General features: G+C 64.0%; 20 protein-coding genes. 8 read left to right on the top strand and 12 right to left on the bottom strand.

Going from position 1 to position 26,971, the window contains the following annotated elements; translation table 11 throughout:
- Positions 1 to 2 precede the first annotated feature (2 nt).
- Positions 3 to 917 carry a LysR family transcriptional regulator gene (locus E9229_RS09500; RefSeq protein WP_183510961.1) on the top strand — a complete coding sequence of 305 codons (915 nt, stop codon included), beginning with the start codon at positions 3 to 5 and terminating at the stop codon, positions 915 to 917.
- A 98-nt stretch (positions 918 to 1,015) separates the two neighbouring features.
- Here E9229_RS09500 and E9229_RS09495 read toward each other — a convergent pair whose 3' ends face one another.
- Positions 1,016 to 1,633 (bottom strand): hypothetical protein, encoded by a 618-nt coding sequence (locus E9229_RS09495; RefSeq protein WP_183510960.1) that lies wholly within the window; start codon positions 1,631 to 1,633, stop codon positions 1,016 to 1,018.
- Positions 1,634 to 1,719: 86 nt separating this feature from the next.
- The gene (locus tag E9229_RS09490; protein ID WP_183510959.1) at positions 1,720 to 3,717 is read right to left on the bottom strand and encodes a primary-amine oxidase; all 1,998 of its coding nucleotides are present in this window, start codon (positions 3,715 to 3,717) and stop codon (positions 1,720 to 1,722) included.
- A 784-nt stretch (positions 3,718 to 4,501) separates the two neighbouring features.
- On the opposite strand from E9229_RS09490, the gene E9229_RS09485 reads away from it, so the two are divergent.
- Positions 4,502 to 5,776 carry an IS30 family transposase gene (locus tag E9229_RS09485; protein ID WP_456152387.1) on the top strand — a complete coding sequence of 425 codons (1,275 nt, stop codon included), beginning with the start codon at positions 4,502 to 4,504 and terminating at the stop codon, positions 5,774 to 5,776.
- A gap of 109 nt (positions 5,777 to 5,885) precedes the next feature.
- Here the strand turns inward: E9229_RS09485 and E9229_RS09480 are convergent, their stop codons facing one another.
- The 4 genes from E9229_RS09480 to E9229_RS09465 all read right to left on the bottom strand — a co-directional run bounded on the left by E9229_RS09480 (position 5,886) and on the right by E9229_RS09465 (position 11,905).
- On the bottom strand, positions 5,886 to 7,424 hold the full coding sequence (locus tag E9229_RS09480) for an APC family permease (RefSeq protein WP_183510958.1): 1,539 nt from the start codon (positions 7,422 to 7,424) through the stop codon (positions 5,886 to 5,888).
- 118 nt (positions 7,425 to 7,542) lie between these two features.
- Complete coding sequence (locus E9229_RS09475) at positions 7,543 to 8,847, bottom strand: M20 family metallopeptidase (RefSeq protein ID WP_183510957.1); 1,305 nt, start codon at positions 8,845 to 8,847, stop codon at positions 7,543 to 7,545.
- Positions 8,848 to 8,921: 74 nt separating this feature from the next.
- On the bottom strand, positions 8,922 to 10,319 hold the full coding sequence (locus E9229_RS09470; protein ID WP_183510956.1) for a purine-cytosine permease family protein: 1,398 nt from the start codon (positions 10,317 to 10,319) through the stop codon (positions 8,922 to 8,924).
- A 95-nt stretch (positions 10,320 to 10,414) separates the two neighbouring features.
- Positions 10,415 to 11,905, bottom strand: coding sequence for an aldehyde dehydrogenase (locus E9229_RS09465; RefSeq protein ID WP_183510955.1), 1,491 nt, complete (start codon positions 11,903 to 11,905; stop codon positions 10,415 to 10,417).
- Positions 11,906 to 12,058: 153 nt separating this feature from the next.
- Between E9229_RS09465 and E9229_RS09460 the strand changes: the two genes are divergently transcribed.
- Positions 12,059 to 12,679 (top strand): TetR/AcrR family transcriptional regulator, encoded by a 621-nt coding sequence (locus tag E9229_RS09460; protein WP_183510954.1) that lies wholly within the window; start codon positions 12,059 to 12,061, stop codon positions 12,677 to 12,679.
- Positions 12,680 to 12,858: 179 nt separating this feature from the next.
- Here the strand turns inward: E9229_RS09460 and E9229_RS09455 are convergent, their stop codons facing one another.
- The 4 genes from E9229_RS09455 to E9229_RS09440 form a co-directional block, all read right to left on the bottom strand.
- Entirely contained in the window at positions 12,859 to 13,536 is a 678-nt protein-coding gene (locus E9229_RS09455) for a DUF1028 domain-containing protein (RefSeq protein ID WP_183510952.1), read from the bottom strand.
- 46 nt (positions 13,537 to 13,582) lie between these two features.
- Positions 13,583 to 15,091 (bottom strand): 4-hydroxyphenylacetate 3-hydroxylase family protein, encoded by a 1,509-nt coding sequence (locus E9229_RS19680; RefSeq protein ID WP_183510951.1) that lies wholly within the window; start codon positions 15,089 to 15,091, stop codon positions 13,583 to 13,585.
- A 40-nt stretch (positions 15,092 to 15,131) separates the two neighbouring features.
- Positions 15,132 to 15,734, bottom strand: coding sequence for a flavin reductase family protein (locus E9229_RS09445; protein WP_183510950.1), 603 nt, complete (start codon positions 15,732 to 15,734; stop codon positions 15,132 to 15,134).
- A 125-nt stretch (positions 15,735 to 15,859) separates the two neighbouring features.
- Complete coding sequence (locus tag E9229_RS09440; RefSeq protein ID WP_183510949.1) at positions 15,860 to 16,798, bottom strand: LysR family transcriptional regulator; 939 nt, start codon at positions 16,796 to 16,798, stop codon at positions 15,860 to 15,862.
- A 120-nt stretch (positions 16,799 to 16,918) separates the two neighbouring features.
- Between E9229_RS09440 and E9229_RS09435 the strand changes: the two genes are divergently transcribed.
- The 5 genes from E9229_RS09435 (at position 16,919) to E9229_RS09415 (ending at position 22,578) form a co-directional block, all read left to right on the top strand.
- Positions 16,919 to 18,109, top strand: coding sequence for a M20 family metallopeptidase (locus E9229_RS09435; RefSeq protein ID WP_183510948.1), 1,191 nt, complete (start codon positions 16,919 to 16,921; stop codon positions 18,107 to 18,109).
- A gap of 64 nt (positions 18,110 to 18,173) precedes the next feature.
- The gene (locus tag E9229_RS09430; protein ID WP_183510947.1) at positions 18,174 to 19,040 is read left to right on the top strand and encodes an ABC transporter substrate-binding protein; all 867 of its coding nucleotides are present in this window, start codon (positions 18,174 to 18,176) and stop codon (positions 19,038 to 19,040) included.
- Between the two features lie 9 nt (positions 19,041 to 19,049).
- Positions 19,050 to 20,573, top strand: coding sequence for an amino acid ABC transporter permease/ATP-binding protein (locus E9229_RS19835; RefSeq protein WP_183510946.1), 1,524 nt, complete (start codon positions 19,050 to 19,052; stop codon positions 20,571 to 20,573).
- A gap of 204 nt (positions 20,574 to 20,777) precedes the next feature.
- A complete protein-coding gene (locus E9229_RS09420; RefSeq protein ID WP_221184422.1) occupies positions 20,778 to 21,188 on the top strand; it encodes a MarR family winged helix-turn-helix transcriptional regulator in 411 nt (136 codons plus the stop codon).
- Positions 21,181 to 22,578 carry an MFS transporter gene (locus E9229_RS09415; RefSeq protein ID WP_312855654.1) on the top strand — a complete coding sequence of 466 codons (1,398 nt, stop codon included), beginning with the start codon at positions 21,181 to 21,183 and terminating at the stop codon, positions 22,576 to 22,578. The genes E9229_RS09420 and E9229_RS09415 overlap by 8 nt, the downstream gene beginning before the upstream one ends.
- A gap of 152 nt (positions 22,579 to 22,730) precedes the next feature.
- On the opposite strand, the gene E9229_RS19390 is transcribed toward E9229_RS09415, so the two are convergent.
- Positions 22,731 to 25,058 carry an aminotransferase class III-fold pyridoxal phosphate-dependent enzyme gene (locus E9229_RS19390; protein ID WP_183510942.1) on the bottom strand — a complete coding sequence of 776 codons (2,328 nt, stop codon included), beginning with the start codon at positions 25,056 to 25,058 and terminating at the stop codon, positions 22,731 to 22,733.
- Positions 25,059 to 25,075: 17 nt separating this feature from the next.
- On the bottom strand, positions 25,076 to 26,596 hold the full coding sequence (locus E9229_RS09405; RefSeq protein ID WP_183510941.1) for a GMC family oxidoreductase: 1,521 nt from the start codon (positions 26,594 to 26,596) through the stop codon (positions 25,076 to 25,078).
- Positions 26,597 to 26,971: the final 375 nt, after the last annotated feature.

Here is a 26,971-nt window from a genome sequence, read left to right as displayed (position 1 = left end):
TCATGGAGCTCAAACACGTTAGCGCGTTCCTCATGGTTGCCGAGGAATTGCATTTCGGTCGGGCCGCCAGCCGGCTGCGCATTGCCCAACCACAACTCAGCCAGTGGATCAAACGCCTCGAGGACGACCTAGGCGCACCGCTCTTTGACCGCAGTACCCGGACCGTGGCACTGACCCCACAAGGGGCAGCGATCCTCATACCGGCCCGGGAGATGTTATCGCAGGCCCGCCAGGTGGAGCTCGGTGCCCGACTCGAGGGACCCGGGATCATTGGCCGCGTCCGCGTGGGATATGCCGGAGCCAGCAGCCGCGAGGTGCTTCCGCCGATTGCCCGGGTACTGCGCACCCGGGAACCCGGTATCGAGCTGAGCCTGGAATCGATGATCTACGCGGGTTTCACCCCCGGGATGATTGCCGCCGGGGAGCTGGACATCGGATTCTCCCGGCTACCGCTGAAACACCCGGGCGTCGAATCCCGCGTCTTTACCTACGAACGCATTCTGGTCGCGATGCCCGCGGACCATCCGCTGGCCAAGCGCAAGGAGATCAAGCTGGCCGACCTCGCAGCGGAGCCCTGGGTGATGTTTCCAGCCACCCGAGGATCCACCGTCAGGGACGCGGGGATCCGCTTGGCGCGCGAGGCCGGGTTCATTCCGCGCATTGCGCAGGAGGCCCCGGATTCCTACGCCATTCTCGGGCTCGTTGCCGCCGGTGTGGGCGTGACCTTGACGGTATCCTCGGTCCAGCACATCTCCACCTCGGGCCTGGTCTACCGGGAACTTGCCGGCGAACAACGGTATCTTGCCGCCGTCATCGCCTGGCACACACACCCCAACCCGGCCACCGGGCGGCTGCTGGAGATCATGGAGGAAATACTGCCCACCCCGGCGCATCCCGAAGGCCGGGTCTTGACCTAGAACTGCCCCCCGCGCACTGACCCGCAGGAAAACCTGCCGGGACTTACCCCAGGATCCGGCTCCGACCGGTGTCCCGCAGGGCACAGCTTGGCGACTCATCAGTGACCGGACATTGCCAGCATGCACAGCAGCGCCACCGCGCCGCAAGCCATCTCCCCGCCCTGCGCATAACCTCTGGAATCCCGCCGGGCACCATGCGCCAGCTGGATTCCGCATCTCAGCGAATAGGCGGCGTAGGCGCCGAGAACGACCAGCACCGGAATCACCATTGCGGTCCCCGCTCCACCATGATGGCTAGCAGGTTGCGGCGCCACGGGTCCGCAGTGGAGGAAAAGCATGCAGACGCCCATGGCAATCATGCACAGGGACCGGTGCAGCGCCATGCCATCGCGCAGCTGCGCACCGTTAAGCATGCGTTCCAGGCCGATGGAGACGGGCGCGGCAAGTATCAGGATCAAGCCCCAGAGAACTCCCGGCACGGCACCACCTTCACCTTGGGCAAGGTCGGCCATCGCCAGTGTCATCAACACCATCCACCAGGTGGCTCGGGTCGGTAGCGCCGGCTTCGGGAAGCTGCGCCTTCCCCTGCCGAGTAGAACGATCCGGTCCCGCAGGCCCCCGAGGGTTCGGACCTTCTCGGCCCACCAGCAACACGCCGTGCCCAGCCCGGTAAATACGAGCATTCCTTCAGCCAGCAGCGCATGTGCAGTGGTCATTGGCTTCCTCCTTGATACCCCGATGGACGGGTGGGCATCAGCAGAGTCCTCCGCCGACGCCCACCCCCCTCATGCTGTTCTGCTTCCTAGTGGCAGCACTCCCCCGCGTCCTGCGGCTGGTGCGCCACGTCCGGTTCCGCGGTTGGGCGCGAACTCCAGTCGGGAAGGTCCATGGCCGGGTTCTGGTCCAGGAAGCCATGGGGCTTGAACCAGAATCCGCTGTAGTCCACCGGCATGACCGGCCAGTCCTCGGTCCGCGGGATGTGGGTGGGCCCGAAGGAGTGCCACAGCACGATGTCGGTGTTCTCGATGTCACGGTTCTGCTTGACCCATTCGCCGATGCCATCCCCGGCATGCTGGTTCGGGTAGTCGCCGGCCGGGAAGCGTTCGCTGTCCTCGTTCTTGGTGACCCACATGTGGTGGGTGGCGAATTGCGCCCGGTTCCAGGCCGAGGATCCCTCCTGGGCCATGAGCCGGGGACCGGGCATGGGCAGGAGCTGATATGCGGTGGGTTCCCCGACATAGTTCAGCCGGTTCGGGTTGGTGACGAACCAGCTGCGCCCGGATTCCGGGTTGGCATCGCGCACGGCGTCCAACTCCTTGGACATCGTCGTGCGTTCCCAGGTGAAGGCATTCCCATAAGGGTTTTCCGGCCCCATGGGGATGCCCACGATGTTCTGCTCCTGGACCGTGTTCGCGTCCCCGTCCACGGCGACATCGAGCCGGGCGCAGAAGATGTGCTGGTGTACCGGGGCAATCACGCCGGGGGCGATTTCCGGGGCATGGCGGTTGGGATGACCGGGGAAGCACCCCCCGGTGTAGACGATCCCGGTGGCCTTGGCTTCCATCTGGATCGATCCATCGAGGTAGAAGTACCAGAAGAACCCGTAGTCATAGTTTCCAATGGTGGCGAAATAGGAGATCACCAGTCGGCGGGAGCGGCGGACCTGCGGCGTTTCACCGAACTCGGAGTGCTTCCACAGCACTCCGTAGTCCTCTTCATGCATGCACACGGCATTGGGGATCTTCACCGCTTCACCGTGGTCGCCGGCGACGAACGCATCGAAGTACTCGATGACGCCCAGGCAGTCGCAGCCCAGCTTCAGCGAGTTCGCATTCTTGCCCAGCAGGTATTCTCCGGCGTCGAAGTAGCTGATCCAGAACCGAGTATTGCTGGTATCCCCGTAGGGGACGACCATTTCGGGTACGGAGGCCCGGTGCAGCACCATCCGGTCTTCTTCCCCGTCACGGAAACTGACCTGGTTCAGCACCAGCCCGTCCTGGGCGTTGAAACCGATGCGCAGCTTCCAGTTCTCCCAGGTCACGTGGGTTCCATCGACGATGAACGAGGGACCCTCGGGCTGCGTGATTTCCAGTGGTTTCAGCGAGGTGCGGGCAGGCCCGACGCTTTCGGGGTCATAGAGCCTGTTTTCCATCGGGATGGGGACTGGCTCGCTGTGCTCGTAGTCGTCTTCCACACGCGTGACGATGCCGGCGGTCAGGTCGGTGTGGCAGATCAGGCCCTCCACCGGGTGCGCCCACGCATTATCACCCTCGAAGTTGCGGTGGAAGGTCAATGAACGGATCATGCGGCGTCCGGTTTCTCCCTCGCGGGGGAAAAAGCCCGGCGCCAGTGGCGAGAGGAAGGTGTGGGTCGTGTCGATGATGCCGCGCCTGGCCATGGCGGCCTGCCATCGCGGGTCGGCCTTGGCAATGGCCTGTGCCTGCTCGTATTCCTCGAAAAGGTACTGCGGCTGGCCGAACGGGTGCTCCCCGGTGGGCAGGACGCGGTAGCCGGTCACGCTACCGGAGGTCACGGAGACCACTGCCTCGGCCGCCTCGCCGGTGGAGGGCTCCAACAGGGTCACACGCACGGAACGGTCGAAGTCGGTCTGGCCCGGAGTGAACCTGGAGAGCAAATCCTTATCGGGTTCCACCGGGAGCAGGCGTGGAATCCGGGTGCCGGTTCCTATCTTGCCGGAATCGATGAGGATCTGTCGCGCGGCATTGATTTCCTGCGCGGTGAGCATGTCCAGCGGGTGGGTGATCCCTAAATCTGCCGGGGATAGAACGGTTGACTGCATCAAAACCTCCAAGATCGACTGACCGGTTCAACCGGTAAAAACTTTGCGCTTAACCGCAAGAATATATGTTGCGCGTCACACTTCCTAGGTGTTTTCCCATGGGCTTAGCCGCTGCTTGCCTTCACTTCTGCCGATGTCATCTTGAGTTCTAGTGATCGTTGCAACACCCCCGAATCCCTCGGGAGATGCAACAACCATGAACACCGCACCCTCACCATCAAATAATGCTTCCTTAAGGGGAAAAACAGCCTCCACACCCCCGGCACCGGCTAAGCGCCCCAACCGGCACCACACACCCCAAGATAAGACCGCGTTCTTCGAGGCGCTGGACCGTCTGGGCACCATCGCGGCCGCAGCCCGGGAACTGGGCTTCAACCGTGCCACTTGCACCATGTGGTCCCGCACCACTGCCCAGCCCCCGGGACAGGAATACACCCCCGCGCAGCGCGAGGAGTTCTTCGTCCTGCACGACCGCCTGAACAACGTCGCCAATGCTGCACGGCAGCTGGGGATCAACGTCCAAACTGCATTCAACTGGGCCTATTCCATCAAGGCGGTCACCCGCAGGCCCCAGCGCGCCCTGAGCGCCAGAGAACAGGAACTCAAACCCTTGCGCGAGGGGTTCCTCACCGCACTGGCGCGCGTGGGAAGCGTCACCGTCGCCGCCCGGGAGGTGGGCGTGGAACCCAGCCAAGGCGCCAGTTGGGCCAGGGCCGCCGGGATCCGCAACATCCCCCGGCTCTCGGGTCAACGCGATCAATACTTGGCACTACGCCGTGAGGGCATGCCCCAGAAGACAGCCGTAGCCGCCACGGGCGCAAAGCGGAAGAATGCAGCCCGCTGGGAACAGGCACTGATGCCGGTCATAGATCGTCTTGATACCCCAAACCTTTCATCAGACGCGTATAAACAGGAGGTGACCACACTCGTCTGCGAAACACCTGCGCTCGAAACCTGCTTGCCCGTTTTAGGGGTTCGGGTGCCCGATTCACCGGCCAGCCTCGACCCCGGGAACCTGGAACCTGCGCTGATCCCCGAGATTCCATTGGAGGTCCTCGAAGCCACGAACAGCACCCGCTACCTGTCGCTGCCCGAGCGCGAAACGATTCGGGACATGCTCCAAGCCGGTGCCTCGCAGCGGGCCATCGCCCGGGAGCTGGGGCGTAGCCCCAGCTCGATTGGCCGGGAGATCAAGCGCAACTCCCACCCTGTGTTGGGATACCGCCCCTACACCGCCCAGCGAACCTCCACCGCCCAGCGCCAGCGGCCCAAGCCCAGTAAGCTGGCAGCGCCGGGAGAACTGCGTGATTACGTGCTTGCCAAGCTACGTAAGCACTGGTCCCCGGAGCAGATTTCGAACTTGTTGATCAAGGAGTTCCCCGATGACCCCTCCATGCGCGTGAGCCACGAAACGATCTATCAGGCCCTCTATCTTCAGGCCCGTGGTGGGCTAAGCCTGGAGGTGAAATCGGCCCTGCGTACCGGGCGTACCCGACGCAAAAAGCACAAGAATCCCCGGGAGCGTACGGAGCGTTTCCGGGATCCAATGGTCAATATTTCTGAGCGCCCGGCAGAGGTTGAGGACCGTGCCGTGCCCGGGCATTGGGAAGGGGACCTGATCATCGGGGCGCACAGTGGCTCGGCGATCGGGACCCTGGTGGAACGCACCACCCGCTACGTGATGCTGATACATCTACCGGTGGATCACACGGCCGCATCGGTGCGTGACGGGCTCATCGAAGCAATGCTCACCCTGCCCGAACACTTGCGTGGTTCGCTGACGTGGGATCAGGGGTCGGAGATGGCCAAACACCTGGCTTTCAGCGTCGCGACCGACATGGATGTCTACTTCTGCGATCCACATAGCCCCTGGCAGCGCGGGTCCAATGAGAACACCAACGGGCTGCTGCGTCAGTACTTCCCCAAGAGCACCGATTTAGGTGTTTATGGGCTGGAGGATCTGGAGCATGTCGCCCAGGAGCTCAACAGCCGGCCACGTAAAACGTTGGATTGGGACACCCCGGCCGAGCGTCTACGGGATTTACTGGTCACGACATAACCACGGGTGTTGCATCGACCCCTAGAATTCGCCCATGTTGATTCCGTGACGCTTAAAACAGCGTGGGAGCGGTACCTTGCCGGCTGCGGACCGCTCCCTCGCTGCTCCTTCAGCGGGTTCTGAGCTGCTCCGGCTCCCCTGGCGCCGGCGCATCCGGGGCCAGCCCCTCAGGGTGCTCGCTCTGCACTGCCCGAAGCTTTCTCCCTGCCGCATAACCGCTGAGCGCCAGGACGGTCAGGAATCCGAGTGTGCCCAAGGTGAAGACCGCGTATGAACCGCGTCCCACACCCCAGATCTCAACAAACGGATAGTCGATGCCGAACACCGCCTCCAACACTCCGGGAAAGACTGCGACAAATGATCCCAACGCCACCCAGAGCAGGCACAACGCACCCATCGCGGCGAAGGCGCCATTACCCAAGGGCACCCGGAACGGGCGGACCGTTCGCTTGTCCTTGAAACGCAGCACCACCGCAGCGGGAATGATCGCCAGATAGGAGATCAGATAGGTACTGATGGAAATGGTCAGCACGACCCCGAAAACAGCGGCCGAAGAACCTTCGATCAATGTCAGCGAAGCAACGAGGAAGCCGCTGGCCAGGATGCCCGAGAGCAGGTTGATGCGGATCGGGGTGCCCAGTGTGCGGTGGAATTTTCCAAAGAACCCGCCAAAGAAGGCGCCGTCGGCTGCGGCTATGCCCTGCACCCGGTCGCTAACGATCATCCAGGCACCGCCCTGTGTCACCAACACATAGACGAACATCAGTGCGGCAGCGGTGGACATGACCGGGGCAGCGGGCCCGTAGACCACGAACACCTCTCCCACGGCTTCCATCAGCCCGGAGACACCGTTGATGCGGTCCTTGGGAATCACCAGCAGGATTCCCAGGATCGGCAGCAAGTAACAGGCAGCGGCAATGACGGTCGAGCGGGCAAGCCCCTTGGGGACATCGCGCTGCGGATTCTTCATTTCGCCCGCGGCACCGTTAGCCGCCTCGAAGCCGAGAAAACCGAAAAGCAGCAGCGGCGCCACACCGAAGAGTCCGGTCAAGGTGGGGCTGAGGTCCCCAAACGATATTCCATCAAACCCATGCTGGAGCCCGTAGAGCACAGTGGTCACTACGAACAGTGCCAACAGGGCCACCTTCACGATCGCACCGGAGTTCGGCAGCCATTTGGCCCAGCGCAGGCTGGCTATCGCGGCAAGCACTGTCACCCAGATGAAGGCGAGGTAGAACAGGTAACCGCTGGCACCGCTGGTGTTCAGCGGGATCAAATAAACGCTGAAGGTCTCCCCTGCCAGCAAGGCCATCGATCCACCGATCCACACCGGTGTGGTCACCCAGTAGAACACGGTGGAAACCGCTGCCACCGGGCGGCCGAAGGCCCGCTTGACCCAGGTATAACAGCCCCCTTCTTCGACGAATGTGCTTCCGGTCTCCGAGAAGAGCAGCGCATAGGGAATGAGGAAGGTGATCACGAGCACCACGAGCCAAGTGAACGTTTCACCTCCATAGGAGGAGAGCTGGCCCAGGATCTCGATGGAGATCACGGCGGCGATGGTCAGCAGGACAATATCCATCCGGCCCAGCGTCCGGACCAGTTTTCCCTGTTGTTCTTCCATATACTGCGTGTTCGTTGTTGCCATTGCCTGCTCCTTCCGAGCAAGTCGTGTTTTCGGGCATGCCGAAGACACGTGAGTCCAATGAAAGCCCGGCCACATACCGGACGAGGGGTCCCGCGCCCGGTGGACGCGGGAGTGCGGGTCAGCTTCCGGTCAGTCTGACAATTGCCAGAGCCAGGATCTGGGCGGTGGCCAGCAGGTCATCGATGTCCACGTACTCGTCGATGGTGTGAAGGGTTGCCGATCCATCCGGACGCGTGGCCGTCGGACCGATGACCATCGACGGGATGCCGGCATGCGTGAGCGAGGCCGCATCGGTCCAGGACGGATGGGCGACGGTGCCCGGGTCCAGGTCCAGTTCACCGGCCACCTGCACCAGCGCCTCGACCAGCGGATGGTTCTCCGGCAGCGCCACCGGTGGCAGGTCGGTGTACCACGTGAAGTCCGTCGGGTGTTGGGCTTCCCAGCCCGGATCCGGCGCGCTGCCGAGCACTGCCTGCTCAATCTGTTGGCGGATGCCGCTACCTGCGCCCTGGCTGTCGGCCTGATCCGGATGGTAGGTGACATCGACTTCGAAGGAGCAGTCCGATGGATAGCTGACCACCCATTCACCGCCCTTGATAGTGGTCGGAACGATGTTCCCGGCAGGAAGGGGCGAACCCGGATCATGCTGCTCGATCCACCGGCCCCGCAGGTCCTGCAGTGCGGCAATGGCAGGGACGGCCATTTCTATCGCGTTAACGGCGCCTCCGTCGCGCCAATGCGGTTGAGGTATGTCGGCATGGCCCGGCCGCCCGGTGAAGGTGATCCGTCCCGCGACGATTCCACGGTTGGACGTGCACAGCCGAAGGTCGCTGGGCTCGGGCACGATTCCGTAATCGGCCTGAAGCCCGCGGGCCAGCGAGGCGACCGTCCCGGCTCCGTTGATTTCCTCATCGGTGACGGTATTGATCAGCACGTCGCCGGCAAGCTCGATGCCTTCGGCCTGCAGCGCGGCCATCGCCATGACCATGGCCGCGATGCCGCCCTTCATGTCGCAGGTTCCGCGTCCGATGAGCCGGCGGCCTTCCACCACGGCGGTGAAAGGATCCGACCCCCACAGCCCACGGGGTTCGGCCGAAACCACGTCAATGTGCCCATTGAGCACCACCGATTTACCGTAGCCACGGCCGGGGAAACGGGCGATCAGCTGAGGTCGTCCGGCAAAAGTCGCGCCCTGCGGAATCTGGGGGGCCTCCGGAAGCGAGGCGGGCTCCGGTTCCCACAAATCGATTTCCGCACCCATGGACGCCAGCCGGTCGGCCAGGAACCGCTGCAGGGCGGCCTCTTCCCGGGCCGGTTCGTGGTCTTCGGAGCGGGTGGTGGTGTCAAAGCCCACCAGCGCCGAGGCCAATTCCACCAACTCGGCCTCGTTGGCCGCAATCCGCCGCACGATCCGCTCGGTCACTGTGGCGCCGGGGCCAGCACCCTCAAGTTCACTTCCGGCAGGGCTGGTTCTGGACGTGGCTAGCCGGGACGGTGTCACAGCGCTGCTCCCTTGCGGTCGGCGGAGGCGATCGATGATTTTGGGGTGGAACTGCTCCGAACCAGCAGGTAGTAGAGCGGGCAGGTCACAGCCAGGCCGACGAGCCAGGAGATATCGACCCCGGACATCGCCTCGGTGAAGGGACCGGTATAGACGGTCGATGCAAGGAAGGGGATCTGGACCAGCAGGCCGACCGCATAGCAGGTCATCGCCGCCTTGTTCCAGCGTCCATAGATGCCGCCGTCACGCTTGAAGAATTCGTCGACCTCGTAGTGACCGCGCCGGACCACGTAGTAGTCCATGAGGTTGATCGCCGTCCAGGGCGTGATCACGAAGAACATCAGCCCGATCAGGTCCACAAGCAGCACGAGGAAGTTATCCGAACCGCCAACACCCAGAATCATGGCCAGGATCCCGAGCAGAATGGCAATGACAGCCCGGCCGCGGGCCCGCGGAATGAAGCGTTCGGCGAAGGTCTGGACCAGGGTGATGCTGCAGAGGGTGGCGCCGTAGAGGTTCATGGCGTTGCTGAGTCCGGAGAACATGACGGCCGCCCACAGCAGGAAGATTCCGAAGGGTCCAATCACCGCAAGCAGGCCAGCCACCACGTCATCACCCTGGATCAACGAACCGATCAGCGCGCCGAGCACCATCGGCAAGGCAGATCCGATGCCGATCCCGGCATAGGTCGCCCAGAAGGCGGGCTTGGGTCCGGTCTTTGCCGGCAGGTAGCGTGAATAATCCGAGACGTACGGCGCGTAGGCCACGGCCCACAGGGCCGAAATCGAGAGCACCGAGAAGAATCCTGCCCAGCTGAAGTCCCCCTGGGCCAATACCGGCGCGCTCACTTGTCCGCTGGTCAGGGTAAGCACCAGCGAGATCAGGAAACCCCCGCCAAGGATGATCGTTCCGGCACGCATGACCAGGTGCACCATCCGGTAGCCGATGACGGCGACCACGATATTGGTGGCCGTCAGGAGCACCACGCCGAGCCCGACCGAAATGCCGGGAATGAGGCTGTGCAGAGCCTGCCCGCCGACCACGGCATTCGAGGCGAACCAGCCCATGTACATCACGATCACCACGATGACAATCACCGTCGCCCCGCGTGAACCGAATTGGCCACGTGACTGGATCATTTGCGGGACCCCCAGCACGGGGCCCTGGGCCGCGTGCAAGGCCATGAAGAGGCCGCCGATCAGAAGTCCGGCAACGATGGCTGTGACCGTACTCCAGAAGTTCAGTCCGAACACCGTGGTTCCCAGACCGCCGGTCACCACCGTAATGAGGAACATGTTTGCGCCGAACCACACGAAGAACAGGTCCCGAGGACGCCCGTGGCGTTCATCTTGGGGAATCGGTCCGATGGAGTTTTGCTCAAGCAGACTGGCCATGGCGGTTCCCCCCGTTCTTGGAGCACTGGGAGTGATGGGCATTCATGATGGTTCCCTTCAAGATGGATGATCCGGTGGAAGTGATGGAGTGATTCCTAGTAGGAGATCCAGGTGGTTTTCAAGCCCTGGTATTTGTCCAGGGCGTGCAGGGACAGGTCCCTGCCGTATCCCGATCCCTTGAAACCACCGAAGGGCGTTTGGGCTCCGAAGGCATCTGTCGCATTGACCGTGACGGTACCGGCGACCAGGCTCCGGGAGAGCCGGTGCACGCGGGAGATGTCGGAGGTCCATAGCGAGGCGGCGAGCCCGAAGGGAGTGTCGTTGGCGATGCGCAGGGCCTCTTCTTCAGTGTCGAAGGGGATGATGGCCATGACGGGTCCGAAGACTTCGTCGCGGGCCAACTCGGAGTCCGGATGCACCTGGTCGAAAATCGTTGGTTCGATGTAGCAGTCGCTGCCCTCCAGGAACAGGCGTCCCCCGCCGTGGATCAGCTCGGCGTCCGGGCGGGCACGTTCGATGAAGCCCTGCACCATGTCGGTGTGTTCCTTGGTGACCAGCGCGCCCATGCCGGCTGCCGGATCAAGCGGGTTGCCCGGGGCATACCCGGCGGCGATCGACCGCAGCAGGCCTACGAATTCGGCGTGCACGCCGCGCTGGACCAGGACCCTGGAGTGCGAGGAGCATACGGCCCCCTGGTTGAAGAAGACGTCGAAGGCCGCTGATTCAGCGGCCTTTTGCAGGTCGGCGGTGTCATTGAAGATGAGGTTGGGGCTCTTGCCACCGCATTCTGGCCACACCTGTTTCATGTTCGATTCGCCGGCATACCGTTGGAACATCTTGCCGACCTGCGTGGAACCGGTAAAGACGACGGTGTCGATGTCCTGGTGCAGGCCAATGGACCGGCCGGCGGTGGCGCCCATCCCGGGGAGTACATTAAGCACCCCGTCGGGCAGCCCGGCGGCGGAGAAGAGTTCGGCCAGGCGAAGTGCCGAGAGCGGGGACTGTTCGGCTGGCTTCAGCACCACGCTGCATCCGGCCGCCAACGCCGGGGCCAATTTCCATGCGGCCATGTCCACCGGATAGTTCCAGGGCACCACGGCACCGACGACGCCCAAGGGCTCCTTGGTGATGGTCGCATGCACACCGGGGTCAGTGGTGACCACCTCGCCGTTGAGCTTGTCGATGGCCTCGCCATAGAAGTCGAAGAGCGAGGCCGAGAACGGCACATCCATGCTCAGCGCGTCGACGACTCGCTTGCCCATGTCCAGGCTGTCGAGCAGCGCGAGTTCCTCGGCGTTCTCCCGCATCGCCTCGGCCATGCGGCCCATGACCCGCTTCCGTTCTGCCTGTGGTGCCCTGGACCAGCGTCCGTCCGCGAAGGCGGCCCGGGCCGCTTGCGTGGCACGGTCGACATCGGCCTCGTCGCAGGAAGCCACCTCGGCCAGAGACTTGCCATTGGCCGGGTTGATGGAGGTGAACGTCTCCCCCGAGAGCGCGTCCACGGCTTGGCCATCGATATGAGCACGTGTGGGAAGGGTGGTTTTTTCGGCGAGCTTCTGCCAATCGGCTAGCGTATTGCTGGGCATGGAATGTCTCCTCGGGCGTTGCTAAAGTTTGCGCTTAACCGCAACTTTATGTGAGCCTAGTCACTTAGGCGAGATCCCCATGCCTCTGATTATTAGCGGCTTCCCTTCGGAATAAGCGAGAGCTTACGCAGTAGGGCAGGAAAGGACGGGAACTTGTCACGGAACCGGGACAAGCGCATGGACGGAATCGTCGATGCCACGGTGCAGACCATTGCGCGCAACGGCCTGCCACAGCTGCGCATCAAGGACATTGCCGCCGAGGCCGAGGTCTCCGAACGGCTGGTGAGCTACTACTATCCGCAACTCGAGGATCTGGTCTCGGCCACCCACCGCAAGGCCTCGGAACGGTACTACTGGAATCGCCTGAACGCCATCGACAAGCACCTTAACCCGACCAAGGCACTGACGGGCCTGATCGAAAGCGGCCTGCCCAGCGGGCGCGAGGACGTGCTCACCCGGGTGCTGTTCGAACTCAGCCTCAGCGCGGCACGCAGTGAGCAGCACGAGCAGTTGATGTCCGACCTGTACCGGGACGAGGTATCGCTGTATCAACGGGTATTGGAAAAGGGCCGCGATACCGGAGATTTCGTCCTGGCCGCCGAGCCCCTGGCCCTGGCCCGGGCCTTCATTGCCATGGAAGACGGCTTGGGGCTGCAGATCATTGCCGGCAGTGGCGCCTTGAGCACGGCACAGGCCAGAGGCATCCTGTTACGCTTTGCAGCGGTAGCCACCGGTGCAGGCATTGAGCACCCGGACGCCGATTCCGGCAGCTGAATCACCCCAGTACTTCCGGCGCGCTGATGGTGCGCCGCTCAAGCGCAGCCATCCGTGGCTCCTCTCCGCACAGCCGCCGATCTGCGGCCGGTTCCTGCCAACTGTCCCCCTACGCGAAGAAGGCGCTCTGGCGGCCAGCGGCCGCCAGAGCGCCTTCCTTTTGAAGCCGAACTCCGAGCCTACTGGTCCCCGGGGACGCCATAGGTTGGAGCGGTCGCCGGCTCGATCGCCCGGGTGCGGTAGGCCTCCTTTTCCGGAGCCCACCGATCCCACAAAAGTGCCAGGGCTGCGATCGGGTCTTCATCGTCCCAGTCCACCCGCAGGTCGGTGGGGGCCCAGCTGTGCCGGTCCTTCACCATCAGGCCGGCCGAATGCACCGGTCCCTCTTCACCCCCGGCAGCCTGCCCAGCCGCCAGGCCATCGAGCAGCCGGCGTTCAAAGGCCTCGGCGGTGGAATTCTGGTAGGCATCCATGATCGCCTGTGGAACCCTGGGGTCACTGAGCAGGTTTCCCGCAGCCACGGCCCCGTCCTGTTCCACGGTGCGGTGCGTGCCCAATGTTCCGGCCCCCGAGAACGACGCGGTGTTGCCCGCCGCGTCGACCACGGAAAGCTGGCGGAAATCGATGTTTGCCGCGGCTCCGGTGACGCGGGCCAAGGCCTCCACGGCGTCGGCTCCACGGGCCAGCTCATCCAGGATCCGGGCACCGAGCCCGGGATCGGTGACGTTCTGCGAGGCGACGCCACCCACTTCCGAACGCAAATGGATGCAGCGGGCAGCGACAGCCGGGCTGGATGAGGTGACGACCATGCCGAAGGCGCCGGTCTTCGGGTCCCTGGCAACGAGTGAAAAGGTCATGTCTACTGTTTCTCCTCTGGGTTGAAGGTAGTGGTGTTGCGCGTCATCATTTGACCGCGACCTTTCCATCCTGTGCCGCACGGTTACCGGTACCTAGCACCTGTCCACCCAAGACGTTCTCCGAGAGGTCGGCGGCCTTCCGGACCAGGTCCAGCGGTCCATCGAAGTCGAAGTTTCGGTAGATCGCACCGAGCTGGGCGAACGGCGGGGACTGGGCGAAGAGCTGGAAAGTGAGCCGGTGTCCGGCGTAGTCGCTGTTGAGCAGGTCGCGGGCGAAGGCCAGCAGCTTGCGCCGGTCATCGGCGATCCAGTTCTCGTTGACGTTGTAGTACTTTTCCATCCATTCCTTGGTGTCGGGGTGGCTGAACGCACCGGCATCCGGGGTAATGCAGATCTGACCGCCACACAGTTCGCGGGCGATGTGCATCATCGCCGGGAGCTGGGACAGCGCGGTGACGCGTCCGGTGTAGAGCAGCGACTGGTTGGGCATCAACAGTCCACCGGGGCTCGGCTCCGCCAGCGCGATGGATGCCGTCAGGTGGGCATTGATGTTTTCACGGTAGCAAGCCAGCTGGGCGAGCTTCTCTTGGACGGCCTGCTGTTTTTCCAGGCCGGTCTGCTTCACGTTCCACAGCGCGGCACCGATCATCAGGTCCGCCAGATGCTGGGTGCGCTGCACGAACGGGAACGCGGAGTAGCGGTGAAGCGTGGAGCGGATGAAGCTCGCGGCCTTGGTGTGGCGGTAGAAGAGCACGTTCTCCCAAGGGATTTCAACGTTGTCGAAAATGACCAGCGATTCGACCTCGTCCACGGAATTCGACAGCGGATAGTCGGCGGCCGAGGCACGTCCGGCGAAACCGGTGCGCGAAATGAACTGCAGTCCAGGGCTGCCCAGGTCGGCAATGAAGCCCACCGCGTACTCGGAAAGTTCACTGTTGCCCCAGTTGGCGATCGTCGGCTTGGTGAACGCCTGGTTGGCGTAGGCGGCAGCGGTTTCATACTTGGCACCGCGGACCACGATGCCGTTGTCGGTCTCCTTGACCACATGCAGCAGCATGTCCGGATCCTGATCCTGCGGAGCCTTGGACCGGTCTCCCTTGGGGTCGGTGTTCGCCGAGATATGGAACGTATCAGCACTGATGGAGTGCTCGATATGCCGTCGGATATTATCCGAAAAGCGCGGATCGACCTCGTTGAGCACGTCCTGGCCATCGAAGAGCGACCACATTTCGCCGATCGTCTCATCGCCCACCCGGGTGACCACTCCGCCGGACTCGCGCTGCACGGCATCCACGGCACGGCGCTTGTCCCACCAATCCTCCTGGGTGCGCGGCAGCCGGTTGCCGATCGCGTTCAGCTCCCCGCTCGCTTCGTCCGTGTACGTCATCACCGCCTGGGTGGATTCCTGGTGCGCCATGTCGTAGATGTGGGCGCGGCGGTCCACGATCGGCTTGAACATCGGATGCGTCGTGACATCCCGGACCTGTTCGCCATTGACGTAGACCTTGCGGCCATCTCGGATGGACTCCCGGTATTCTTCTCCAGTACGAAGCACAATAACCACCTAACAATCGTTGATTTAGTCTTTTCTGGGCTTAGCGGACCGGTCCGGAACCCGGATAGTCGTCAAACTGTGACGGCGGGACAGGAAGCGGCTTCCCGTACGTCCGGGCGTGGTAGGTCAGCGGCTCGCCGGCTTCTCCACCGGCATGGAGCACGTTGCCGAAGTAGATGAAGTGCGATCCGCATTCCACGACCTGGCGCACGCTGCAGTCAAAGTAGGCCAAGGCGTCTTCGATCGCCGGTGATCCGGAGGGGAGGCTGACCCACTTGCCGCAGGTGAAATCCCAGCGCTCCTTGCCCGGCCAGGGCCGGCCGGCGAACGTGTCGGCCACGTGGTCGTGCTGGACTCCCAGGACCGAGACGGAAAAGACGCCGTGACGGGCGATGGCCTCGTTCAGGGGACTCTTGCGATGCACGCAGACCAGCAGGGTTTCGGGGTCCGCCGAGACCGAGCACATGGCACTCACGGTCTGGGCGAGGCGGCCCGCGGGCCCGTCCGTGCCGACCACGGTGACACCGGTGGCGGTGCGGCCCATAGCTTCGATGAATGACGTGCGCAGGATATCTTGCTCCGTCGCTTCGCCGGCGGCGGCAACCGGGCCGCCGACCGTGCTGGCTTCAGTTGATGTAGCCATCTTCTGCCTCCTTGTTCATCCGGGGTTCACCGGTGCATTCGCTGATATGAACAAGTTTGTGAGACAGCTCTCAATAGAACAATCAGATTCTTCAGAGGATGTCCATCGGCAAAACAGAAGCCATCTCAGGACTCTTGGTTTCCTCCCGTCCGCCAGCTGCTGAGTTGCCGGCTCAGCTCTTCGGCGAACGCGCGCATCCGCCGGGTGGGCCTGGCCCGAGTCAGCCGCGAGGTGGAGATGCCCAGCGGCTTGATTTCCTCGGCCAGTTCGCAGACGGTAAAGACCTTGCCCTCATAGCTCATGGAAATATCCGTGCGTTGGCTCAGGATCGAATAACCCAGCCCCCTGGCCACCATGGCGCGGACCATTTCGAAACTGCTCGTCCGGAAGCGGACGTTCGGCTCCAGCCCTGCCTGGTGGAAGAGCGAGAGGAAGTATTCTCCGCCCGGGGCCAGATCGAACAGGATCATCTCCTCGGATTCCAACTCTTGCAGGCTCACCGTGCGCCGACCGGCCAGGCGATGCTCCGGGGGCAGCAAGACGTAGGGCTCGGAGGCATGGACGCGCCGCAGCGTGAATTCATCTGGATGGCGCATCTCATGGACGTCGTAGTCGTAGACGATGGCCAGGTCGATGGTCCCGCTGCGCAAGGCGTCGGCGAGCGCCGACTGCGACCCCTCGATGAAGGAAAGGTCGACCAACGGGTTCTTGCGAAGGAATCCATCGATGACCCGCGGCAGCAGCACCGGCGCGAGCGTCGAGTAGCACCCGATGCGCAGCCGCCCCGCCAATGAGTCCACGTTTGCGCGAGCGGTTTCCCGCATCTCCTCGACCCCGGCCAGCACGCGGCGCCCCTCGGCCAGCGCTTCACGGCCCGCTGCGGTCAGTGTCATGCCGCGCGGATGGCGTACGAAAAGCTGAGCCCCGAGGGCCTGCTCCAGATCGGTCAGTGCGGTGGAAACTGCTGATTGGCTCAGGAAGAGCTTGGCTGCGGCTCCCGTGACGCTCCCCGCTTCGGCCGCAGCCATCAAGTACTCGATTTGCTTGAGCGTAATGTCTGCCATCTATTTTTCCGATACCTTTCGCAGATTACGTGTGATATACAACACCCTACGGCGTGGAGCATAGTCTACTCAACGCCTGCGGACGCGCCGCACGCCCCACCCCGAGCATGAGGAGCATCCATGTCCATGCACACCACCGAATCCACCGCCGAATACACCTCCGCACGCAACCTTCAGCTGCTGAGCGAAGTGCTCTCGATCGATTCCACGTGGGGCCGGGAAACTCCACTGGCCGAATTCATGGCCGAGCAGATGCGCCAATGGGGGGTCGACGAGGTAGAGCTGGTCGAGTCAATGCCGGGCCGTTATTCAGTCGGTGGCCGCATCCGGGGCACCGGGGGCGGGAAATCGATTCTCTTCAACGGCCATCTGGACACCTACGAAGTCTCGCCGGACTGGACCAAGGAGCCCTTCGCCGCCACCGTGGAAGGCGGACGCATCTACGGCGCCGGGATCGCCGACATGAAGGCCGCCACCACCGCGGGCCTGGCGGTGATGCGCGATATCGCCACCTCGGGCAGGCGTCCGAAAGGCGACGTGGTCTTCCATGGAGTCTCCTGCCACTTTGAAGGAGGCGTGGGAACCCGCTCCCTGCTGGAAGCCGGATTCACCGCGGATGCCGGGATCTGCGGGGAGCCCACGGACAACACCATCGGCACCGTCCACCGGGGGGCCGCCTACCTGAAGGTCACCACACACGGCAAGCAGGCCCATACCTCCGCCAAGGAGCTCGGACTGAACGCCATTGAAACGATGGAACCGCTCCTGGCCGGGATGCGGCGCTTCGAGGCAGAGATGCCCTACGAACCGCACCCGGAACTTCCTGGAGGCCCGAACCTGAACATCGGTACCATCCGTGGCGGCACCAAGCACAACCAGGTCCCGGACCGGTGTGAGATGACCTGCGATATCCGACTGCTGCCCAGCCAGGATCCCTACGACGTGCGCGACCAGGCAGAGCGCATGATCCAGGACCTGGCCCGCCAGGATCCTCGGATCCAGGCAACCGTCGAGTTCAGCGAACACTGGCTCTCCGGACCGCGGCTGCCCTACGAGATCGACCCGGAAAGCCCGATCGCCACCTCGGTGGCAGCGGCAGTGAGCAGCATCGGCTCGACCCCGGTCTTCCGCGGGATTCCGTTCTGGACCGACATGGTGCCCCTGGCTCAAGCCGGCATCCCAGCCGTCAACATCGGCCCTGGCACCCCTCCCTACAGCTGGGCCGATGAATGGGTCGAACAAGCCAAGTACGACGAGATCATCGCCATCTACTCGGCGTTGGCTGACCAGTGGTGTAACGAACCGCGTTAGCCGCCAGCTTCACCGCAGGTCCCCGCACCACCCTTCCCCATCCAGCTCGTTCGAGGAGATCACCATGCGCACCACCCTTCGTCGCAGTCTCGTTGCAGGAACGGCCATCGCCGCCCTCGCACTCAGTGCCTGCGGTTCCGCTTCACCGACAACCAATGCAGCACCCGGTTCCGAGAGCACGATTCCCACCAAGGTCTCGGGCAAGCTGACGATCGGCACCGACCTGACCTATCCCCCCTATGACACCCTGGAGAACGGGAAGCCGGCCGGATTCGATGTCGAATTCATGGACGCCGTGGCCGCGAAGATGGGCGTTGCCACCAACTACGTCGATACCCGCTTCGCCCAGATCATTGCCGGGATCAAGGCCGACCGCTATGACGCGATCGCATCCACCCTCTATGTCTCGGCTCCCCGCGCCAAGGAAGTCGACTTCGTGCCCTACTTCCAGACGGGCAACTCCATCATCAGCCGTGCCGACGGAACCGAGTATGTCAGCCCGGGAGACCTCTGCGGCAAGTCCGTCGGCGTGGTCACCGCCACCGTCATCGTGGGGATCATGACCAAGGAGGAATCAGACCGCTGCAAGGCCGAGGGCAAGGGCGCGATCACAGTCAAGGAGTTCCCGACCGATCCGGAAGCGACCCAGGCCCTGCTCTCGAACCAGGTCGATGCCCAGATGACCGATGGCGCCGTGGCAAAGGTCGCGGTGGAAAAGACGAAGGGCCGCCTGAAGCTGACCAGCACCTCCCTGATCTACCCCATTGCAGTGGGCATCGGGGTCAAGAAGGGCGATGCGCCCATGCATGGAGCCATCACCGACGCCATCAAGTCCATGCAGGAAGACGGCAGCTACGACGAACTGCTGGCCAAGTACAACCTCGAGCCCGTGGATCCCGCAGTACTCAAGGCATCCATGGAACGGAAGTAGGCGAACGCCATGCAGTTCGACTGGGCTTACACGTTCTCACTGTTCCTGGATCCCGAGCTATGGCAAGGCGCCGGCATCGTCGTCGCGCTGTCCGTTCTTGCCTGGACCATCGCCAACGTGGCTGGCATCATCCTGGCACTCATGCGTGAATCGCGCACCCGGGTCCTGAACATCGTCGCGGGGCTCTACATCTGGCTCTTCCGGAGCCTGCCGCTGTTGGTCCTACTGGTGTTTGCCTACAACATCCCGCAGGTCTTTCCCCCGTCCCAAGTCATCCTGGGTTCGTCCTTCAATGCTGCGCTGGTGGCGATGATCCTGCACGAGGCCGCTTACATGGCCGAGATCCACCGTGGCGGCCTGCTCTCCGTCGGCCTGGACCAGCGCGAGGCAGCCAAGGCCCTGGGCCTGCGCTACGGCCAGTTCCAGCGCCGGATCGTCTTGCCCCAGGCCTTCCGGATTTCGCTGCCCTCGCTGGGCAATGAATTCGTTTCGATCCTGAAGCTCACCTCGCTGGCCAGCGTGATTTCCCTGCCGGAAATCCTGTTGGTCGGTCAGCGCCTCTACACGCAGAACTTCCTGGTGCTGGAGACCCTGACCGCCGTGGCCGCGTTCTACGTCCTGCTGGTCACGATCTTCGATCAGCTGCGCGGGCTGCTCGAACGACACCTCGATGTCACCCGCCGCCACACGGCGCTGGAGAACGTCTCCTCCGACCTTCCGGGCCGGGTCGAGCGCATTCGCGAAGCGCACCCGCACAGCGGCGAGAAGATCGTCGAAGCACGCGGGGTCACCAAGACCTTCGGCGAGAACCAGGTTCTCAAGGGAGTGGACCTGGATGTGCACCGCGGCGAGGTCGTGGTCGTCATCGGCCCCTCCGGATCCGGAAAAACCACGCTGGTGCGGACGCTGAACCACCTCGAACCCCACGATGGCGGAATAGTGCTGGTCAACGGAGAGACCGTCGGGTACCGGCCGGGCAACGACGGCCGACTGATACCCCGCAGTGATGCCTCCATGGCCGAACAACGGTCAAACATCGGCATGGTTTTCCAGCGCTTCAACCTCTTCCCGCACCTGAGCGTGCTGGAAAACATTGCGCTGGCACCTCAGCAGACCGGGCTCATGGGTCGGGAGGAGGCTCAGGAATACGCACGCACCCTGCTGGGCCGGGTCGGCTTGGCGCAGCACGCGTCGAAGTATCCGCACCAGCTCTCCGGCGGACAGCAGCAGCGCGTGGCCATTGCCCGGGCACTGGCCATGAAACCGTCGGTCATGCTCTTCGACGAACCTACCAGCGCACTGGATCCCGAGCTGGTCGCAGAGGTCTTGGAGGTCATTGCCGACCTGGCCAATGACGGCATGACGATGGTGATCGTGACCCATGAAATGAAGCTGGCCCGCGATGTGGCGGACTGGGTGGTGTTCATGGAAGACGGCAACGTCGTCGAGGCCGGTCCGCCGGCGCTCATCTTCGGAAGCGAGGGCCACGAACGCATCCAGCGCTTCGTGCGACACGTGTCGAACACTGTCTAGAAGCAGATGGAGGCCGGAGCCACGGGGCCGGGAAAACACGTAGTCGTTGTTTTCCCGGCCCCGTGGCCTTTTGGCTTTCCGGCCTGAGGCTGGCGCGGCCCAGGCTCCGGCGCTGCCGGGCATGTCGGTGGCGATAAAAATCCGCCAAGTAAGTTGATAAAGTTACTTGCAGGCTTTTATACTCAGTGAGTGAGCAAAGAATCCTTGACGAACTCCTTCCTGCAGACGCTTTATCCGTTGTCCGCGCACTTGAGCGCCAGGCGGACCCTCTCCCCCGGCAAACTAGGCGTACTGCGTCATCTGGAGGGGCACGGGAACTCGACTACCACCGAGCTGGCAGCCATCCTCCATGTGAGCACCCAGGGGATCTCGCTGGCAGTGCGGGAACTTGAACGGCTGGGCTTCGTGGCCCGGATCCCCGACCCGGAGGACCGCCGCAGGATCCGGATCGAATTGACCGATGCGGGCAGGGAGGGCTTGGCCGAGGAACTGGCCGCAGGACATGGCTGGATGGACCGGGCCCTCAAAGACCGGCTCACGGAGCAGGAACGCCGGGATCTGGAAGCCATCGTTCCACTGTTGCGCAAGCTGGGATCGGAGTCACCCCGTGGCTGAACAGAAAACACAATCACGCTTGGTCCCTGCGCTGGTCTACGCGGCGCTCTCCACCGCCATCGTCAGCTCCCTGGGCATGCTGCTCGTGCCGTCAATCGCCACCGAAATGCACGTTTCGGTCAGTACGGCACAGTGGATGCTCACCCTGAACCTCCTGGTCGGGGCCATAGCGACACCCGTCATGGGCCGGCTCAGCGACGGCAGGCACAAGAAACGACTGCTGATGTGGTCCTTGGTGATCATCCTCATCGGGTCGATCATCGCGGCCATGGCCCCAAACTTTACGATCTTCCTCATCGGCCGGGCCTTGCAGGGCCTGACCTACGGCATCGTCCCGGTAACGATTTCCCTGGCCCGCCGCTATGTCGCAGCCGATAAGGTCCAGTTCTCCATCTCCAGCCTCTCGGTGACCGTATCCACCGGCATCGGCGTCGGATACCCGCTCACAGGAATCCTCGCCGGCCTCTTCGACTTCCGCTTCGCCTTCTGGTTTGCCGCCTTGTTCGTCGTGAGCGCCCTCATCGTGGTCGCCCGCATCGTGCCCGACGGACCCGATGAACAGGGAAGCTCGGATCCTTTCGACTACGTCGGTGCCGGCTCGCTGGGGCTGGGCTTGGGCGTCCTGCTGCTGGCCGTGAGCGAAGGCCCCAATTGGGGCTGGGGATCCACCTTGACCATTGGCGCCTTCATCCTCGCCGCCCTGGTTTTGGCTCTCTGGGTTCGCGGGGCCCTGCGCAAGCAGTATCCATTGGTCAACCTCCGGGTCTTCCGGAATGCCGAGGTGCTGCTGGCCAACGCCACCGCCATCGGCCTGGGCGCCGCCCTGTACATCGGATTCTCCATGGCCAGCCTGGTCGCGCAGGCGCCGACCTCTACCGGGTACGGCATCGCCCTTCCGGTCTTCTGGGCCGGATTCGTCATGCTCCCCTTGTCGGTGGGTAGTTTTGCGGCGAACCGGCTGGTCCGTCGACTGGCACACCGGATCGGACTGGCGACGCTGCTGCCGATCGGCGCAGGCATCGTCATGGTTTCCGGAACCATGCTCTGGTTTGCCCACACCCGGCTCTGGGAAGTCCTGCTCGGAATGCTGCTCTTCGGCCTGGGCATGGGAGCAAGCTACGCGGCCATGCCGGCTTTGATCGCCCGCTCCGTTGCCACCGAAGAACTGGGCAGTTCGGTGAGCTTCAACCAGGTCTTGCGCACCGTGGGCAGTTCCTTCGGCACGGCAGTTTCGGCTGCTGTACTCGCCGCGCACATGGGCCCGGACCAGCACTCCAGCGGCGCAGGAATCAGCTTGTCATTCCAAATCGGCGCCATCTTGTGCATGGCGGTCTTCGCTTCCCTGCTGGTCCACTTCGTGGCAACACGGATGCGCCCCAAAGTGGCCTAGCCCGGAAGGGCATGCATCCCAAGTGCCTGCCACGGGCCCTTGGCGAAGCCAGCCGCGCCAACGAGGGTCCGCCAACGGCTGGCCACACGTTCGGCGTCGCCTGCTTCCCCCGGGGCCCGCTTCAAAGGTTTGCTTGCCGCGTCGGGTATCGATCAGCCGCCGGGCACCGTGGCCTCCACGGCATCCAGCGCCGCGGCGAAGGCCGCCACAAGCAGGTCAACCTGCCCGGCGTTGATGACCATGGGCGGACGCATCTTCAGCACGTTGTCGTTCGGACCGATCCGGGATACCAGCACCATGTTGGCCTTCATATGCTCGATGACGGCCTTGGCCCCGGCGGCCCAGGGGGTGCCGTCGGCGTTGATGATTTCCACGCCGAAGAACAGCCCGGTGCCCTTGACCGGGCCGGCAATCATCGAGGCGGCTGCCACCGGGCGCAGTGCGTCCCGCACCCTCAGGCCGAGCAGGCGGGAGTTCTCCACCAGGTCTTGTTCCTCCATGACCTGCAGCACTGCCATGCCGACAGCCGCGGAAACCGGGTTGCCACCGAAGGTATTGAAGAACATGTTGTGCTCGCCGAATTCGTCAAGCAACGCGCTGGTGGTCACCACGGCGCCCATCGGGTGGCCGTTGCCCATGGGCTTGCCCAAGGTGACCAGATCCGGGTTGATGCCAAACAGGCCAAAGCCCCACATGGAGTGCCCGGTGCGGCCGAAGCCGGACTGGACCTCGTCGCTGATGACCAGTCCGCCGGCGGCGTGGACGCGGTCGGCCAGCCCGGTGACGTAGCCACGTGGCACCTTGTTCAGCCCCTCGGTGGAGAAGAGCGGATCCAAAAGCACACAGGAGAGGCCGTAGCCGGCATCGGCCAGCGAGGCGATGGCCTCGTCGACCTGGGCCAGTGCGGCGGCAGTGAGCGCTTCCTCGTCCAGCCCGCCGGCATGCTCGAGGTCGGGGATGTGGATGGTGCGGGCGTAGTCGGCGAACTCCTCGCGGGCGGTGAGCCCGGTGGTGATTTCAGCCAGCGAAGTGGTGTTTCCGTGATAGCTGAAATCGCTGATCAGCACGCCGCGATCCCCGGTGTGCTGGCGCGCAATGCGCAGTGCCAGCTCATTTGATTCGGAACCGGAATTGGTGAAGAAGACCTTGTCCAGCGGTGCATCGAAGGTGGCCAGCAGCTTCTCCGCGTAGGCGACCATGGGTTCGTTAAGGTAGCGGCTATGCAGGTTCAGCGTGAGGCCCTGCGCTCTGGCGGCTTCCACCACGGTGGGATTGGCATGGCCCACGTGCGGGACGTTGTTGTAGCCATCCAGGTAGCGGGTCCCATCGGTGGCCGTGATCCAGACGCCCTGGGCCGATGCCAGCGAGAGCGGCTCGGAGTAGAAGAGCGGGGAGTGCTTGCCGATGCTCGCATAACGACGGGCCAGCAGCTCCTTCGTTGATGATGATTCCACGGTGGGTCCCTTCGGATAATTCGCTGCGAGGCGCAGCACCAGTGGCAGCACGTTTTCGGTGATGAAGCCGGCATCGTCCTGCCCGTCGCGGGCAGCGGCCCAGCCCAGGTAGCTGGCCCCGCGGGCTAGCCGCAGTGCCGGCCAGAGCTCCAGGTGCTCCACGCCCAGCCGGCGCACCGAACGATACCCGCTGAACAGCGCAGCTTCGTACTCCGGGTAGCGCGGGTGCGGCTGGTACCAAAAGAGTGCAGTGACCAGATCAAAGAGGAAGAAGCCCGGACCAAAGTCGTCGAAGTCGATCACCCGCAGGCCGGTGTCCGAGACCAGCACGTTTTCCGGCGTGGCATCGGCATGGATGGCACCGAAGCGGTCCGCCCCGGTGCCGTAGGCGCACAGCTCTGCCCCGGCCTTAGCCAGTGCCTCGCCGAGCAGGATGCGACCGTCGGCGTCGAGGCCCGGGAGCAGCAGCGGGTCTCCCCACAGCGGCGCCTCCCCGGTCAGGCCCTCGGCGTCCCAGGCCCCGCGCGAGGCGCCGGCCACAGGACCCAGCTCCACGGCCAGCTCGTGCAGCCTGGCCAGGGCCACGCCGAGCTCGAGGAAGGCTTCCGGTTCCAGCGCGGATGTTCCGGCGAGTCCCTCATCGATCGAACCCATCTGCGCGGAACCATCGATCCATTCCTGCAGGTCTATCTGGCAGCCGCGCCCGACGGGGTCCACGGCGCAGATGAACAACCGCCCGTCCGTCGCGGCGATGACCTCAGGGACACTGATCCCGCGTTGGGCGGCGGCGGCCAGGAAGTCCATTTCCACCCCGATCTGCGCATCGCTGCGCAACCCGGGGCGGTGCAGGCGCACCACCACGTCCCTGGCTCCGGGAACGATCAGCCGGTAGACGAAGTTCTCCCGGTGTTTGAGCAGTTCCAGTTCGGCAGTCGCCGCCTCGATCCCGTAGGCGGGCAGGGCGGCGCGGATGAGCACCTCGGCTTCGGCCAAGGTGATGGAGCGCAGGTCGGTGGTGGTGTCCACGGGGTGCCTTTCCTTGCCTAGGCGCTCATGAATGCTGCGGCGCGCTCGCCAATGAGGATGGAAGGCGCGTTGGTATTGCCGGTGGGGACCAGCGGCATGATCGAGGCGTCGGCGACGCGCACCCCTGCCAGCCCGTGGACCTGCAGCGTGCGCGGATCGACCACGGCCATCTCGTCGAGGCCCATCTTGCAGGTGCCGACCTGGTGGTGGTATGTCACCACGGTGGAGCGGACGTAGTCTTCCAGCTCCTCGTCTCCGTCCCCGATGCCCGGGCCCGGGTATATTTCTTCCGGTCCCCAGTGCGCCAGCGCGTCGGCCCTGCCCAGCTCACGGCACTGGCGCAGCGAAGCCACCAGCGCGTCGAGGTCGGCTTCCTCGGTCAACGCCCCGAGGTCGATCGCCAATTCGTCCTGGGCCCCGGGGCCGGTGAGCTCGATCGAACCGCGGCCCAGCGGGCGCACGATCCCGGCCAGCAGCGAGAACCCGTTGTCCGGGCCGCTCATGCCCTCGGACATGTACATCGGGACGGAGAAGTGGATCGGCTGGGTGTCGGGTACGGCCAGGTCCGCGCGGGACTTGTGGAACAGGTGGGTTTCGGCGACGGAGACGGTGCTGGCCGGAACCTCCTTCTTGGTGGTGGTGTAGATGACCGGGGAGATCAGATGGTCGTGCAGGTTCTTGCCGACACCCGGGAGGTGATGCACCGGGGTGACGCCGACCCGGGCCAGTTCCTCGGCGTGCCCGATGCCCGAACGCATCAGCAGTGCCGGGGAGCCGATCGCCCCTGCGGCCAGTACGGTCTCGGTGGCGGTGAGCGTGTGCAGTTCACCGTCGAGCTCGTATTCGACGCCGGTGACGGTTCCGTCCGAGAGGATCAGCCGGTGCACCAGCGCGTTGGTGATCAGGGTGAGGTTCTCGTGCTCGGCCACGGGCTTGAGATAGGCGTGCCAGGTGTTGAAGCGCTTGCCATCACGCACGTTCAGCTGCATCCGGGATATGCCCTCGACGTCCCCGGAGTTGTAGTCGTGGTTTTCGGGAATGCCGATCTCCACTGCTGCAGCGTAGATGTCTTCCTGGATCGGGTTGCGTTCGAAGTCCCGGCGCACGTCCAGCAGGCCCTCGGACCCGCGTAGTTCGGAGGCCCCGCCGTCGTAGTTTTCGATGTCCTTGAACACCGGAAGGACATCGTCCCAGCTCCAGCCGGGGCAGCCAAGGTAGGCCCAGGTGTCATAGTCCTGCTTGGCGCCGCGTACCCAGATGGTCGCGTTCAGCGCATGGGATCCACCCATGACCTTGCCGCGGGGCAGGTTCAACGTCCGGCCGTCGCAGCCGGCTTGCGGGGTGGTCTTGAACGCCCAGTCCTCGGCGCTTCCCCACAGCTCGCCGAGCCGCGCCACGGAGTGAATCGCCGGGTTGGTGTCATAGCCGCCGGCCTCCAGCACGGCGACCTTCTTGCCGGCATCGATCAGGCGGCGGGCGATGACCGAACCGGCCGAGCCGGCTCCAATCACGATGACGTCGATATCTGAGGTGTTCATCTGTGGTGTTCTCCTTGGCTGCTATGGATGTGCGTCAGTGGAACGACAGGTGGCTCTGCGCTGCTGGTGGGACGCCTCCGGGAGGAGGCGGCCCCGGTCGGGCGCGCGGGAGACGCGTGGTGCGTTGCCGCACTGCGGCTTCCGCCCCGCTCCTTCCACTGTAGGGAGGCGGGGGCTGCCGGGGCTTGTCTATCTGTGCCCGGGCTTTGACGAACAGCGCGCAGTTGGTTCGACGGACGCGCCCACCACAGAACCCCCGGGAACATGCCGGGCATCTCGATGGCTGGCATCACGGCCACGCTCCAGGCCATCCGGCTTCCAGTGGAATGCGAGGGGATCCGCGCGCCGATGGAATATTTACGCAGGGCCCGCACT

The organism is Paeniglutamicibacter cryotolerans (assembly GCF_014190875.1).
GTDB classification, from domain to species: domain Bacteria; phylum Actinomycetota; class Actinomycetes; order Actinomycetales; family Micrococcaceae; genus Paeniglutamicibacter; species Paeniglutamicibacter cryotolerans.
This window is presented reverse-complemented; position numbering and strand designations above follow the sequence as displayed.